Origin of the sequence: Leeuwenhoekiella sp. CH_XMU1409-2 (assembly GCF_037029365.1) — a bacterium.
In the GTDB taxonomy this organism is placed as follows: Bacteria; Bacteroidota; Bacteroidia; order Flavobacteriales; family Flavobacteriaceae; genus Leeuwenhoekiella; species Leeuwenhoekiella blandensis.
In genome coordinates this window covers 80385-96818 of record NZ_JAYMEI010000009.1, presented here as the reverse complement: position 1 = coordinate 96818, position 16434 = coordinate 80385, and the positions used below count along the sequence as shown (strand labels likewise).

Here is a 16434-nt window from a genome sequence, read left to right as displayed (position 1 = left end):
AAATTAGAGGGTCTTTGAAATAGATTAACTACATCCTCATTACATCAAACGTTATAGTTTCAAAATGAAACACTATAAATATATTTAGTTAACATTTGTAACTACAAATTGTCTTAAATCTTACCATTTGCGTCAATATTACTTATTAAGCGTAAAATATACTTTTATTTTTCAGTCGCGATAAAACGTTTTATTACATTCGTCCTCTCTTTACGATATCGATATCGTAACACACCAGAATCTTAATTTTTTAACAACCGAAACAATTCAAACTAATTCTCACAAAAATGAAACTCAATGAAAAAACTTCTACTGAACCCAATTAAATGGCATCCATTGTTGATGTTGGTTCTTGGTATTATGTGCTTGCAAAACATATATGCGCAGGAGAACATCACTATTGAAGGAAATGTAAGCTCGGCCGGAGAAACCTCGGGGCCACTACCCTATATTACCATTTTAGTAAAAGGTACCACACGAGGCACCACCACAGATTTTGACGGAAACTACAGTATAAGCGCTGCACCAGACGCTACACTTGTTTTTAGTTATGTTGGTTTTAAAACCAAAGAAATCCCGGTAGACGGGCAAACGCAAATCGATGTACAACTCGAAGAAGACGTTGCCGGCCTTGATGCGGTTGTGGTAACAGGGTATTCTACACAAGATAAAAAGTCGATCACCGGTTCTATCGCTACCATCACGAGCGAAGATCTGGAGAAAGTACACGGTGGAGCAACCGTAAGTGCAGGTCTCGCAGGTAAAATTCCGGGAGTAAGTTTCCGTATGAATGACGGGCGTCCCGGAGCAAGCGCATCTATCCAGATACGTAATATGGGAACACCTCTTTATGTAATTGACGGAATTCAACAGGATGAAGGACAGTTCAACAACATCTCACCCAACGACATTGAGAGTATCACCGTGCTCAAAGATGCTTCTGCTGCGGTTTATGGGGTGCGTGCGGCAAATGGTGTCGTTGTGGTAACGACCAAACGCGGTAAAAAAGGAAGCCGAAATACCATAAACATCAATGCGTATACAGGATGGCAAAATTGGTCTCGCTTCCCGGAAACGGTAAACGATTCGTATGAGTGGATGCTGGGGAAAGCTGAAGCTGAAGTAAATCAGTTTGGTTCTACAGGAATCACACCTGAAGAATTAGAGAAATACCGCATCGGTGAAGAGCGCGGCTATCAATCCTTTAATTGGAAAGACTTTATCGTAAAAGGAAATGCACCACTCACCAGCATCAACCTCAGCGCTACAGGTGGTTCTGAAAACATCAACTATTATGTATCAGGAACACACCTCAATCAGCAAGCGGTTTTTGGTGATGAATTTACATTTAAGCGTACCAACATTCAAAGTAATATTGACGCCAACATCACAGACCGACTCAAAATTGGTGTACAAATAAACGGTAGTGTAGAGACGCGCAGAAACCCGGGGATTCCTGGTTATGACGATTACTGGTTACCTCGCTTTGCTATTTTGCGTAACCGTCCATTTGAGCGTCCCTACGCAAATGACAACCCGGAGTATCTTAATGATATTGGGCATAATGAAACCAACTGGGCATTACACAACTTTGAAACCGGTGGGTATTATGAGGAAAACTGGAGACAGTTGCAAGCCAATTTTACTGCAGAATATCAAATCCCGGGAGTTAAAGGTTTAACCGCAAAAGGAACCTACTCATACTACATCGCAGACCGTTTGCAAGATGGTCACGAGTATACGTATGAAGCGTTCACTTACAATCCCGATACCGATGAGTATAACGTAACCGGTGGTAGTACTAACCCCTTTAGAGAACGTGCAACCCGTAAAGTATTTAGAAACACCTATCAAGGTCAACTACAATGGAAACGCGATTTTGGCGATCACTCTTTTGGAGCGTTGTTTATCGCAGAACGTCAGGAATTCAGATATCTGGGACAATATGTCCACGCAGTACCCAGTACCAATACACTTCCGCTGATCTATTTTTCTGATATGGATCAATACGATGACAGCGATTCTGAAGAAGCACGTATTGGCTATATTGGACAATTCAATTATAACTTCCGCGATAAATATTACCTCGAACTTTCTGCAAGACGGGATGCTTCCTGGAAGTTTGCTCCAGACAAGCGCGTTGGGTATTTCCCCTCGGCTTCTGTAGGTTGGAGAATCACCGAAGAGCAATTCTTTAAAGATCTTATCGGTGAAGAAAGCATTCTGGACAACTTCAAATTCCGTGGTTCTTACGGGGTGTTGGGAGATGATAATGTAGGTATTGGTGCTTTTGATTATTTACCCGGTTACAACTACAACGTAAACAATGGAACGCCGGTAATCCTCGATGGACAAGCGGTAATTCCTGCGCGCGATAAGGGACAGCCTATTTCTAATATCTCTTGGTTTAAAAGTAAAATTCTTGACATAGGTGCCGACTTCTATATGTTTGGAAGTAAACTCTCTGGTACCGTTGATTATTTCTACAGAAAACGCACCGGCTTGAGAGGTCGTAAATACGACATTCTGATTCCTAATGAATTGGGCTACGGACTTCCGGATGAAAACGTAAACTCTGATGCACGCTATGGTGTTGACGGTTCGTTATCCTATTCAGATGAAGTTGGCGAGGTTTCCTTTAGTGTTACCACGAGCGGTTCGATCTCCAGAAGTAAATTCTTATCGTCTTATAAGCCTCGTTTTGATAACTCGTATCAACGTTACCGTGCCTCTTCTGAAGACCGTTACAATACGATCTTTTGGGGATACACTACCGTTGGACAATTTCAGTCTCAGGAAGAAATTGACAATTATCCGGTTGATATTGACGGTCGCGGAAACAGCACCCTATTACCGGGTGATTTGATTTACGAGGATGTAAATGGTGACGGTCGTATAGACGGGTATGATGAGACTCCTATTGGGTATAACAACTACAACCCGTTGATCAATTTCGGTTTAAACATTTATGTAGCCTATAAAGGGTTTGACTTTACAGCAGACTTCTCAGGAGCTTCAGGATTCTCGTGGAACCAGAGCTGGGAGCAGCGCTGGGCGTATCAAAATAACGGTGCTCTAAATAAAATTTTCTTAGACCGTTGGAGACGCGCAGATCCTTTTGATCCTAACAGCGAGTGGATTCCGGGTAAATATCCTGCATTGCGCTTTAACGATGGCGGGCACAGTAACTACAACAAGAATTCTACATTCTGGTTACACAACGTGACCTATTTGAGAGCACGTACGATTGAGTTAGGATATTCATTACCCAAAACCTTCCTAGACAAGATCAACGTACAAAAAGCGCGATTCTACGTAAACGGATACAACCTCTTCTCTATTGATAATGTAGCAGAATATGGCATTGATCCTGAAATCTCTGATGCTAATGGACTACAGTATCCTCAGAACAAATTCGTCAATGTTGGGGTTAATGTTTCACTATAAAAAAATGCACGCAATGAAAAAATACATATACTTTTTAATGATATCCTTTCTGTTGGGCAGTTGCTCTTCAGACAGCGAATTCTTAGACCGTGAGCCTACCAATGTTCTCAGTCAGGAACAGGCTTTTGGAAGTCCAGATCTTGTAATTTCGGTACTGGCTGATCTCTACAACCGCTATTATGATTTTGGCACTGTAGAAGATTGGTCATCCTTAGCGCAATTTAATATCGCATTCTGGTCTGAAGCCGGAAGGTACTGGTACTTTCAGAACGGTGGATACGGCTACGGCGATTGGGGCACTTGGGACTATGGCTACATCAGAGAGATGAACCTGTTCTTAGAACGTCTTGAGCTTTCTGAAGAATTAGACCCGGCAGAAAAAGCCCGTTTTGCCGCTGAAGGTCGCTTCCTGCGCGCCTCGTATTATTTTACCATGGTAAAACGTATGGGAGGAGTTCCGCTAATTTTAGAATCACAGACTTATGATTTTAGCGGTGACGCTACCTATTTGCAGTTTCCTAGAGAAACCGAAGCTGCACTTTATGACTTTGTAATTAGTGAAGCAGATGCTATAGTGGCTGATCTTCCCGGAGATTCAGGCATAAAGGCACGCGCTACTAAAGCGGCTGCAATGGCGATGAAAGCAAGAGCGGCATTGTACGCCGGCTCTATCGCAAAATATGGTGCGAGCACGCCACAAGTTTCACTTCCCGGTGGAGAGGTTGGGATTCCCGCTTCTCGTGCAGATGAATATTATGCAACAGCTTTAGATGCGGCTCAATCCATCATCAATGGCGAAGTAGGAAGCTATGCCCTTTATGAGAAAAAGCCAGATTTGTCTGAAAACTTTGCGAGCTTATTCTATGATAAGTCTAATAATTCTGAAGCGATCTTTGTAGAAGATTTTATGCTTCAAACACAGAAAACCCATGGCTTTACGATTGCCAATCAACCGCGATATGGTGCCGAAGAAGAAGAAGGTGGCCGTATCAACCCGGCACTGAGTTTGGTGCAGTCTTTTGAAACTTTAGATGGAACCTATGCGCCTTTACCTATAGAAGATGCTTCGGGAGATCCTATATATTACGATACGCCAGAAGCTTTATTTGCTAATAGAGATGCGCGACTTATGGGTACTGTGATCGTACCGGGATCTTCTTTTAAAGGTCGTGAGGTAGATATTTTTGCAGGTGTTCAACTTTCTGATGGAACGGTCATAAGCGGAGATTCTCGTGGTCAACAAAAAGAAGTGTTGGGCAATGATATTCAGGTTGTAGGTTTTGACGGTCCTATTGACGGATTAGAATTTACCGCACAAACCGGTTTTTATATTCGTAAATACCAAGACCCTAAAGCAGGCTCCGGACAGCGTGGGACGCGTAGTGACGTGTGGTTCATTCGCTATCGCTATGCAGAAGTTTTATTGAATGCTGCAGAAGCGGCTTTTGAACTCAATCAAAATGAAGTTGCTGCAGGTTATCTCAATCAGGTACGTCGCCGTGCAGGAATCACTACCGATCTGGCTGCCGCAGATATAACATTTGATCGTATCGCTCACGAGCGTTTTGTAGAATTTGCTTTTGAAGGGCTACACTTCTTCGATTTAAAACGCTGGAGAATTGCACACGAAGTCCTTGATGGCACTCCAATGGACGCTACATCTATTACTGAAAACATTGGAGATGCTACTAAGAGGTTAACGCAACCCTTTGGTCTTTGGCCTTACAAATATTACAATCCGGGTGGCCCCAACGACGGTACCTATATCTACAAAATTGTGAAGCCAAACCGAGTAACTGGTGCAGATCGCTTTCAGTTTGGGAATTATTACTCAGAGATTGGAGCAGGTATTTTAAACAATAACCCATTGATCGTTAGAAACCCTAACCAATAATTTTAAAAGCCTAAGATTATGAAAATCACAAATTATATATACTTAGCAGCGGTGGCATTGCTTTTTGCATCCTGCGAAATTGACAATTATGAGGAGCCAGAATCCTTCTTTACCGGAAACATCGTATACAACGGGGAACCTATTGAAGTGGGTGCACGCGAAGTGCGTTTTCAACTTTTTCAGCCGGGTTTTGGAGCTTTAGCCCCTTTGGATGTTCACCTCGATCTGGATGGTTCGTTTAGTGGACGCTTTTTTGACGGCGACTACAAATTAAAATTCATCAATGGTCAGGGACCGTTTAAAGCGTATGAGGTAAACGAGCAGCAGGGCGATACGATCTTTATTTCGCTACGCGGAAATACCAACTTAGATATTGAAGTACTTCCCTATTATATGTTGCGTAATGAAACTTTTAATGCGGGCACTGCTGCAGTCGACGCTTCAGCAAGTTACGAGCAGATCATCACAGGTGCCGATGCGCGCAATATCGAGTTCGCCAGATTATACCTCAACGATACCGAACAAGTCTCTAACAATGGAGATTATCACATGGTATGGAGCGATATGACCGTAGGTGACGGGACCCTTAGCGGAAGCACAGCTTTACCTGATGGATACTCCAAACCATACGTTTTTGCACGAATTGCCTTAAAAATAGCGGGCGTTGAAGATATGCTCTTCAGTCCGGTTCAAAAATTAGATTTATAAAGAGCGTTTTAGTTGAATTTGTAGTAAAAGTCCGGTGATTGTAGTTGCCGGGCTTTTCTTTTGAAGAAAAAAATTCAGTAAAATCTAATCTAAGTAAAACGTTTTATCTATATTGAACCTAAATTTTACTTCAAACGTTATAGTTTCTCTTTTAAAAGTTTATAAATTTCCATAGTGAGAACCTTTAACGCACTTAACACCATCAGAAACATGAAAGAAAAACAGAATTCCCATTCTTCTAAACGAAGAGATTTTCTCAAAAAAACATCTATTGCTTCTTTAGGTATTTCTATAGTACCCAGACACGTATTAGGCGGTGTAGGCTTTACTGCACCTAGTGACAAACTTGTTGTTGCCGGTATAGGTGTAGGCGGAAAAGGAGAAAGTGATATTAAAAGTTTTGCCGATTCTGGCCTGGCTGAAATTGCATTTTTATGTGATGTTGATGACCGCAGAGCAGCCAATTCAAGAGCGCGGTTTCCTAAGGCAAAGTACTATAAAGATTATCGCGAAATGCTAGAGAAGGAAGGCGATAAAATAGATGCGGTTTCTGTTTCTACACCAGACCATAATCACGCAGTACAAGCTATGGCCGCTATGGAAATGGGCAAGCACGTCTATGTACAAAAACCCTTAACTCACGATATTTATGAAGCACGCCAGCTTACCGAAGCAGCAGATAAATACAAAGTGGTGACGCAGATGGGAAACCAAGGGGCTTCTAACAACGGAACGCGTTTAATGAGTGAATGGTTTGATGCTGGGTTGATCGGTGAGATCGAAGAAGTGTATTGCTGGACAGACAGACCGGTATGGCCACAAGGAATTCCTTGGCCACAAACTTCTGCTGAAATTCCTAGCGAATTAGACTGGGATCTTTGGTTGGGCACCGCTCCTTATAAAGAATATGTAGGAGGCTTAGTACCGTTTAACTGGCGTGGCTGGTGGGATTACGGTACCGGCGCACTAGGTGATATGGGATGTCATCTGGTTGAAGTCCCCGTGCGTGTGCTTAATTTAAAATATCCTAAAGATGTACAATGTAGCGTAGGAAGTGTGTATGTAGACGAATTCAAGCGCGGTTATTTCCCGGAGAGCTGCCCACCGTCTAGTCACGTAACGATGACCTTCCCAAAAACCGATAAAACCAAAGGCGATATTAAATTACACTGGATGGATGGTGGTATTCAACCTACCCGTCCAGAAGAATTAGGTCCTAACGAAGTATTTGGGGACGGTGGCAACGGTGTGCTGTTTGTAGGAACTAAAGGAAAAATGATGTGTGGTACCTATTCTGAAAATCCACAGTTATTACCTACTTCTAAAACAGAACGCACTAAAGTTGCAGAAAAATATGAGCGTGTACCCGGCGGTGCAGGCGGTCACTATAAGCAATGGGTAGAAGCTGCTCTTGCCGGTTATGGTAAGAAAGAAGTGAGTTCGCCCTTTAACGTTGCAGGCCCACTTACAGAAACTTTATTGATCGCAAATCTTGCCATCAGAGGTTTTGACATTCGCAAAGAACTTGAGAATGGTAATGTGGAATATCCGGGACGTTATATCGAAATGCTTTGGGACGCAAAGAATATGCGCGTGACTAATTTTGAAGAAGCAAATCAGTTTGTAAAGCGTAACTACCGAGAAGGTTGGACGCTATAAATGAAGCTCAATTTACAAGCTGATTCTTAAAAACAGAATCTACTTTCTCGATTCCATAATGCAACTAATGGGTCTAGAAAGTAGATTTTTTTTGTTTTTAAGCAGAAACTTAAAAAAATATTAAAATTCTTTAGCTAGCTAAAACGTTTTACTGAAAGATATACTTATATTTAAAACCTCAATTTGCAATTATGAAAAAACTCTTTACATTTTTGCTTCTTCCGGCACTTTTCACCAGCTGTGCTCAAAAAAAGGAAGTGGCTAACAACAACCCTGTTTTTCCGGGCTGGTATGCAGATCCTGAAGGGATCATTTTTGACGACACCTACTACATCTACCCTACCTACTCGGCTCCTTATGACAAACAAGTTTTTCTTGATGTGTTCTCTTCTCCCAATCTCACCGATTGGACAAAGCATGAACGCATATTAGATACTTCAGCGATCAAATGGGCCAAACGTGCGATGTGGGCTCCTTCCATCATCAAAAAAGACGATAAATATTATTTGTTCTTTGGTGCAAACGATATTCAAAGTGATGAGGAATTAGGCGGAATTGGAGTTGCCGTGAGTGACTCTCCAGAAGGTCCTTTTAAAGATCATTTGGGTAAACCTTTAATCGATAAATTTCATAATGGCGCGCAGCCTATTGACCAATTTGTGTTTAAAGATAAAGATGGCTCGTACTACTTGTATTATGGAGGTTGGAGACATTGTAATGTCGCTAAATTAAATGATGATTTTACCGGATTCATTCCTTTTGAAGATGGCACAACCTTTAAAGAGATCACGCCAGAAAGCTATGTAGAAGGTCCGTTCATGTTTATCAAAGACGGTAAATATTATTTCATGTGGTCTGAAGGTGGCTGGACCGGTCCTGATTATAGCGTGGCTTATGCCATTTCAGATTCTCCTTTTGGGCCTTTTAAAAGAGAAGATAAAATCCTTCAACAAGATCCTGAGATCGCTACAGGTGCCGGACATCACAGTGTGATTCACCCTAAAGATTCTGACGATTACTATATGGTCTATCACCGCAGACCTTTAGACGAGACCGATCAGAACTCACGAGAAACCTGCATTGATAAAATGTACTTTGATGAAGACGGTCGCATTAAAACCGTCAAGATCACCAATGAAGGCGTTGAGGCTCACCCGCTCAACTAACCGGATACCACCAGAAGCAGTTAAAAATGAAAAAGAGCAATGTATTTGGCATTGTCGCAAGTTGCTTGTTGATTCTTTCCTGCGATGATGCTTCAAAACAAGAAATGACTATTACTACCGTAGCTAAACCTTCGGTAGCACAGACCAATACCAATTATGTGAGCAACCGCGCACCGCTTGCTCCAAGTGCATTGATCAAACTTCCGCTAGGAGCCATAAAACCGGGAAGCTGGCTCAAGGAAAGTCTGCAAAGACAGGCAGACGGTCTTATGGGCAATCTTGGCGAAATAAGCGCTTGGTTACAAAAAGACGATAATGCCTGGTTATCTGACGATGGCACAGGCGCCTGGGGCTGGGAAGAAGTCCCATATTGGTTAAAAGGCTATGCCAATACCGGCTATATTTTGCAAGATTCTTCAATGATCAAAGAATCACAAATCTGGTTTGAAGCTGCGCTCAAAAGTCAGCGCGAAGATGGGAATTTTGGCCCTAAAATGTTTTCAGATCGCGACGGTTCTCAAGACTTCTGGTCTAATATGATCATGCTGTATTGCCTGCAATCCTATTACGAAGCCACAAAGGATGAGCGTGTAATCGACTTGATGACCAAATACTTCAAGTATCAAAACAGTGTGCCTGATGATAAAATGCTTTCAGGTATACATTATTGGCAAACCTTGCGTGGTGGTGATAACCTCTATAGCGTGATCTGGTTGTACAACCGTACCGGAGATAAATTCCTTTTAGATTTAGCCGAAAAACTACACCGGACCAATGCCGATTGGTCGAAGCGCGACAATACGTTAGACGAAATTCACAACCATAAAGAAACCCGTGAAGGGATGGAATTCCCGGACTGGTTTAGTAAATTGGTAGACTGGCATAATGTGAACATCGCACAGGGGTTTAGAGAACCGGCTCAATATTATCAGCTAAGCAGAAATGAAGCAGATTTGCAGGCTACCTATGACAACTTTAAGATCATACGAACTTATTTCGGTCAGGTTCCGGGCGGAATGTTTGGTGCTGATGAAAATGCACGTCCCGGTTATAGCGATCCGCGTCAAGGTGTTGAAACCTGCGGAATGGTAGAACAAATGAATAGCGATGAGCATTTACTGCGTATTACCGGTGATATTTTCTGGGCAGACCACGCTGAAGAAGTAGCTTTTAACACCTACCCTGCTGCGTTAATGCCTGATTTTAGATCGCTGCGCTACATCACCAGCCCCAATATGGTATTAAACGATGATGCCAATCACAGTCCGGGGATTGCGAATGCTGGTCCGTTTTTAATGATGAACCCGTTTAGCTCCAGATGCTGTCAACATAATCACGGGCAAGGCTGGGCCTATTTTACCGAAAATCTGTTTATGGCAACTCCAGATAACGGTCTTGCGGCTGTTCTTTATGCAGCAGGTTCGGTTACTGCAAAGGTGAGCGATGGTAAAGAAGTGACGGTAACTAACAACTCAAACTACCCGTTTACTGAACGTTTAGACTTTACCGTAAACACTTCAGAGGCTGTGGAGTTTCCATTATACTTTAGAATTCCGGCGTGGGCTAAGCAAGCTTCGGTAGCTTTAAATGGCGAAGCTCTTGATGCTAACCCTTCAGCAAATACTTATATACGTATTGAGCGTGAATGGAAAGATGGTGACCAAGTTACGTTGACCCTTCCGAAGGAATTAGGTTTAAGAACCTGGGAAGCCAATAACAACAGTGTAAGTCTTGATTATGGCCCGCTTACCTTTTCGCTTAAAATAGAAGAGGAATACCCCACAAAAAACAGTTCGCAAACTGCAGTTTGGGATTCAAAATGGCAAAAAGATGCCGATGTAGAAAAATGGCCTTCTTTTGAGATTCATCCGGCTTCGCCGTGGAATTATGGCTTAATTTTAGACAAAGAGCATCTTGAAGATTCGTTCACCATTGAAACCAAATCGTGGCCTGAAGATAATTATCCATTTACGGTTGATGCAGCACCTATTGTGATCAAAGCAAAAGGAAAGCGCATCCCGCAATGGACGATTGACCAATATGGTCTTGCAGGGGAATTGCAGCCAAGTCCTGTAAAATCTGATGAACCGGCTGAAACTATTGAATTAATTCCTATGGGTGCCGCGCGTTTACGCATCAGTGCCTTTCCGGTGATCGGAGAAGGCGACGCTGCAACCACCTGGAAACCTACTAAATAAACCTTTAAACTTGTTAATCGCAAATTCACACTTATGAGAAAATTACTTTTGGGATTATGTACCGGATTGCTATTTACTGCCACGCAAGCACAAGAAACGCTGGTAGAAACGGTGCACAACCCTGTTGATTATGTAAACCCGTTAATGGGTACCGACTCAAGCCCTGGATTATCTAACGGAAATACCTATCCTGCAGTAGCAGTGCCTTGGGGAATGAACCTCTGGACACCGCAAACCGGACCTATGGGACACGGTTGGGCGTATACGTACAACGCCAATAAAATTCGTGGCTTCAAGCAGACGCATCAGCCTTCTCCTTGGATGAACGATTATGGTCAATTTTCATTAATGCCCGTTACCGGTGGTATGAAATTTAATCAGGATGATCGCGCAAGCTGGTTTTCGCATAAGGCGGAAGAATCTACGCCATACTACTATAAAGTGTACTTAGCAGATCACGATGTAACGGTTGAGCTTACGCCGACTGAGCGCGCTGCACAATTTAAAATGACATTTCCAAAGGCCGACAGTTCGTATGTAGTGATCGACCCTTTTGATAAAGGATCGTATGTAAAAGTGATCCCTGAAGAAAATAAGATCATTGGATATACGACCAAATATGCACGTGGTAGACTTACGAATTTCAAGAATTATTTTGTCATCAAATTTGATACACCTTTTAGCGATGTAAATACTTGGCAAAGCGATACCCTAGCAAAAGGTCAAGCTGAAATGACAGCTGATCACGCCGGAGCGATCGTAGGATTTGACACTAAAAACGGTGCTGTCGTTAATGCTAAAGTCGCTTCTTCTTTCATCAGTTTTGAACAAGCCGAATTGAATTTGGAGCGCGAAATTGGCGATAACGATTTTGAAACTACCAAACAAAATGCACGAGCGCTTTGGAATGAAAAACTAGGCCGCATCGATGTAGGTGGCGGGACTATTGATCAGGTAAGAACGTTTTACTCGTGTTTGTACAGAACCTTATTCTTCCCCAATAAACTTTACGAGATCAATGCTAAAGATGAGATCGTACACTGGAGCCCATATACTGGCGAAATCTTACCCGGATATATGTTTGCCGGTACCGGTTTCTGGGACACGTTTAGAGCGCTTTACCCATTCTTAAACCTGGCTTACCCATCGATCAATAAAGAAATGCAAGCGGGTCTTGCCAATGATTTTAAAGAAGGCGGCTGGTTACCAGAATGGTCAAGCCCGGGATATGCCAATATCATGGTAGGTAATAACTCGGCTTCTGTAGTTGCAGATGCATACATTAAAGGCTTGAGAGGTTATGATACTGAAACGCTTTGGGAAGCATTAGTTAATGGTGCGAATAACGAAGGACCTATGACTGCTGTAGGTCGTGCCGGTGCGCCATACTACAACAAATTGGGCTACGTACCGTACGATGTTGGCGTCAATGAAAGCGCCGCAAGAACGCTAGAATATGCCTATGATGATTTTGCTATTTATCAATTCGGAAAAGCTATCGGAAAACCTAAAAAAGAGATCGAGATCTATAAAGAGCGTAGTATGAACTACAAGAACCTTTTTGATCCTAGCTATGGCTTGATGCGCGGTAAGAATGAAGACGGAAGCTGGCAAGAAGACTTTAACCCGTTCAAATGGGGTAACCCATTCACTGAAGGAAACAGCTGGCATTACAGTTGGTCTGTATTTCACGATGTACAGGGACTTATCGACTTGATTGGCGGCGAAGAAAAGTTTGTTAAGAAATTGGATTCGGTTTTCTCTATGCCTCCTATTTTTGACGAGAGCGTTTATGGGGGTGTGATTCACGAGATCCGTGAAATGCAAATCGCAGATATGGGACAGTATGCACACGGTAATCAGCCTATTCAGCATATGATCTATTTATACAACTATGCCGGTGCTCCGTGGAAAACACAATACTGGGCGCGTGAAACGATGGACAGAATGTATATGGCAACTCCAGATGGTTATTGCGGTGACGAAGACAACGGGCAAACTTCGGCTTGGTATGTATTCTCTGCAATGGGCTTCTACCCTGTTGCCCCTGCTACAGATCAATATGTTCTGGGTGCTCCTTTATTTAAAAAGCTTACGCTGAAGCTCGAAAACGGAAAAGAGCTGGTGATCAATGCACCTAAAAATAGCGATGAAAACCGCTATATTGAATCGATGAAAGTCGATGGTAAAACCTATAATAAAAACTGGTTAAGCCACAAGGCGATAATGGATGGAATGACCATTGATTATGATATGAGTGAAACTCCAAACAAATCACGCGGAACCAAAAAATCGGCGTACCCGTATTCACTTTCTAATGAATAAATACAGAGACCTTTAAATACATGACACGAATTACACTAAAGGGTTTATGCACCGTCGCAAGTATACTTGCGGCTGGTGTTTTTAACACCCAAGCACAAGAAGACCTTGCCAAATATGTAGATCCGATGATCGGGACTGCAAAAATGGGACACACCTATCCCGGTGCAACTGTACCTTTTGGAAGCGTTCAGTTAAGTCCCGATACCGATACCATTCCGTATGCGGTTAACGGGCGCTACAATCCCGACGTTTATAAATACTGCGCCGGTTATCAATATGAAGATTCAACAATTGTTGGATTTAGCCACACGCATTTTAGCGGTACCGGTCACTCTGATTTGGGTGATTTTTTAGTAATGCCAACGGTAGGAAAACTACAACTCAATCCGGGAACAGAGACCAATCCCGACAGCGGTTACCGCTCACGCTTTTCTCACGATGAAGAAACAGCAGAAGCAGGATATTATGCCGTTAACCTAAAAGATTACGGCATCAAAGCCGAAATGACAGCCACCACACGCGTAGGTGTGCATCAATACACATTTCCAAAAAGTGATCAAGCGCATATTATCCTCGATCTTAAATCAGGAATCTACAATTATGATGAGAAGAATGTGTGGACGATCGTGCGTGTAGAGAACGATTCTACCATTACCGGATATCGCCAAACCAGCGGTTGGGCGCGTACGCGTAAGGTGTACTTTGCGATGACCTTCAGCAAAGCTTTTAAGAGTTATGGTCAGGAAAAACAACCCGGACAAGTATATCGCGGATTCTGGGGACGTTTTGATCAGGAGCATAATTTCCCACAAATGGCAGGAAATGACCTGCGACTGTATTTCGATTTTGATACGGAAGCAAATGAAGCGATTCAGGTTAAAATGGCGCTATCTCCGGTAAGTACCGAAGGTGCGCTAAAGAATATGGAAGCTGAAGTTCCGGGTTGGGACTTTAACGCTGTAAAGCAACAAGCGCGCGACACCTGGAATAAAGAATTGCAAAAAGTTACTGTAGAAACTTTAGAAGAATCTGACAAAGTAAATCTGTACACCGCAATGTATCACGCCTTTTTAGGTCCAACCGTTTATATGGACGTAGACGGAAAATATATGGGTCTTGATCGCAATGTGCACGAAGCCGATGGCTTTACCAATTATACCAGCTTTTCGCTTTGGGATACGTATCGTGCGTTGCACCCCTTATTCAATGTATTGCAGCCACAACGCAATCAGGATATGGTGCAATCTATGATGGTGCATCAGGAACAAAGTGTACATCATATGCTTCCTATCTGGTCGCATTATGCTAATGAAAACTGGTGTATGATCGGTTATCATTCAGCTTCAGTAATTGCAGATGCTATTGTAAAAGGCAATGCTGATTTTGATCAAAACGCTGCTTTAGACGCTTGTGTGGAGACGGCGCGCGTTCGTTATTTTGACGGTATTGGGGACTATATCGATATGGGCTATGTACCTGAAGATAAAAGTGGTGCTTCGGTATCTAAAACTTTAGAATATGCCTACGATGACTGGGCGATTGCACAAGCTGCTAAGAAATTAGGTCGTGACGAAATCTACAAAGAGTTCATCGAGCGTTCTACGTATTGGAAAAACGTGTACGATAAATCTATCGGATTTATGCGTCCTAAATTGAGTGACGGAAGCTTTAAAAAAGAGTTTGACGCATTGAACACGCACGGTCAAGGGTTTATTGAAGGAAACAGTTGGAATTATAGTCTTTATGTTCCTCAAGATCCTGCAGGAATGATCGATCTTATGGGCGGAAAAGAGAAATTCAGTACGCACTTAGATTCGTTATTTACGATGGAATTGCCAGATAAGTATTTTGAAAATACCGAAGATATTTCGCGTGAAGGAATCATTGGAAACTATGTACACGGTAACGAACCTTCGCATCACGTGGCTTATTTGTACAACTGGACAGACGATGCTTACAAAGCACAGGACAAGATCAGAATGATCTTAAAAGAGAAATATATGACCGGTTCAGATGGGTTGAGTGGTAATGACGATTTTGGTCAAATGAGTGCCTGGTATCTATTCAGCAGTTTAGGATTTTATCCTGTTGCGCCGGGATCTGTAGATTATGCTTTAGGAAGCCCTGCGGTTAAAGAAGCAACGCTTAACTTAGATAACGGAAATACCTTTAAGGTTGAAGCTAAAAATCAGTCTGAGAAGAATGTATACGTGCGTAAAGTAGAATTGAACGGTCAAGAACTTACCGAGCCATTCATCACGCACGATCAGGTTATGAACGGTGGAACGCTTACTTTTTATATGAGTAGAAAACCTAATAAGAATCTTTATAACTAAGTTTATGAGCAAATTTGTCCAACTTTCGGTATGTATAGTTTTTATGGTTTGGGGTAGTATTTTTAAGTCAACGGCACAAGATTGGCCTAATTTAAAGCGCTATGCCGAAGCCAATGCACAAGTAGATTCAATCTATGCAAAAGAAAACAGAGTGGTCTTTATGGGTAACTCCATTACCGAAGGTTGGGTCAATAGCGATCCTGATTTCTTTACCAAGAATAACTTCATCGGTCGCGGAATTAGCGGTCAGACCACGCCTCAGATGCTGTTGCGTTTTAGACAGGATGTGATCGATCTAAATCCCGTGGCGGTAGTGATCCTTGCCGGAACCAACGATATCGCCGGAAATACCGGCCCGATGACTACAGCCCAGATTTTTGACAATATGGTTTCTATGGTTGAACTGGCAGAAGCAAATGGCATTGTTCCTATTGTTTCTTCTATTCTTCCTGCGTCTAAATATCCGTGGAAGCCTGAAGTGGATTCCGTAGGTCCCATTTTAGAACTGAATATGATGCTGAAGTATTACTCCAAAGGAAAAGGCCTGGTATATCTGGATTATTTTTCTGAAATGGTAAATGAAGCAAACGGTCTTCCGGAAGCACTTTCTTATGATGGCGTGCATCCTACAGATGAAGGCTATAAAGTGATGGAACCGTTGGCATTAGCAGCGATCAAAGAAGCTTTAAAGCGCTAAGGCT

9 protein-coding genes are annotated in these 16434 nt (G+C 42.5%); all 9 read left to right on the top strand.

All coding sequences use genetic code 11. The features are described 5' to 3' along the window. Positions 1–297: 297 nt before the first annotated feature. The 9 genes from WA338_RS11180 to WA338_RS11140 all read left to right on the top strand — a co-directional run bounded on the left by WA338_RS11180 (position 298) and on the right by WA338_RS11140 (position 16430). Positions 298–3447 (top strand): SusC/RagA family TonB-linked outer membrane protein, encoded by a 3150-nt coding sequence (locus WA338_RS11180; RefSeq protein ID WP_336093373.1) that lies wholly within the window; start codon positions 298–300, stop codon positions 3445–3447. A gap of 13 nt (positions 3448–3460) precedes the next feature. Then, entirely contained in the window at positions 3461–5341 is a 1881-nt protein-coding gene (locus WA338_RS11175; protein WP_336093372.1) for a RagB/SusD family nutrient uptake outer membrane protein, read from the top strand. A gap of 18 nt (positions 5342–5359) precedes the next feature. Next, on the top strand, positions 5360–6049 hold the full coding sequence (locus WA338_RS11170) for a DUF3823 domain-containing protein (RefSeq protein WP_273017034.1): 690 nt from the start codon (positions 5360–5362) through the stop codon (positions 6047–6049). A gap of 210 nt (positions 6050–6259) precedes the next feature. Further along, a complete protein-coding gene (locus WA338_RS11165; RefSeq protein WP_273017035.1) occupies positions 6260–7708 on the top strand; it encodes a Gfo/Idh/MocA family protein in 1449 nt (482 codons plus the stop codon). 191 nt (positions 7709–7899) lie between these two features. Then, positions 7900–8874, top strand: coding sequence for a glycoside hydrolase family 43 protein (locus WA338_RS11160; protein WP_273005788.1), 975 nt, complete (start codon positions 7900–7902; stop codon positions 8872–8874). A 26-nt stretch (positions 8875–8900) separates the two neighbouring features. Continuing rightward, on the top strand, positions 8901–11072 hold the full coding sequence (locus tag WA338_RS11155) for a beta-L-arabinofuranosidase domain-containing protein (protein ID WP_273005789.1): 2172 nt from the start codon (positions 8901–8903) through the stop codon (positions 11070–11072). A 33-nt stretch (positions 11073–11105) separates the two neighbouring features. Then, complete coding sequence (locus WA338_RS11150; protein WP_009781009.1) at positions 11106–13397, top strand: GH92 family glycosyl hydrolase; 2292 nt, start codon at positions 11106–11108, stop codon at positions 13395–13397. 20 nt (positions 13398–13417) lie between these two features. Further along, positions 13418–15733 carry a GH92 family glycosyl hydrolase gene (locus WA338_RS11145; protein WP_009781010.1) on the top strand — a complete coding sequence of 772 codons (2316 nt, stop codon included), beginning with the start codon at positions 13418–13420 and terminating at the stop codon, positions 15731–15733. Between the two features lie 4 nt (positions 15734–15737). Next, positions 15738–16430: an SGNH/GDSL hydrolase family protein gene (locus WA338_RS11140; RefSeq protein WP_009781011.1), complete on the top strand. Its 693-nt coding sequence runs from the start codon at positions 15738–15740 to the stop codon at positions 16428–16430. The last annotated feature ends 4 nt before the right edge of the window (positions 16431–16434 follow it).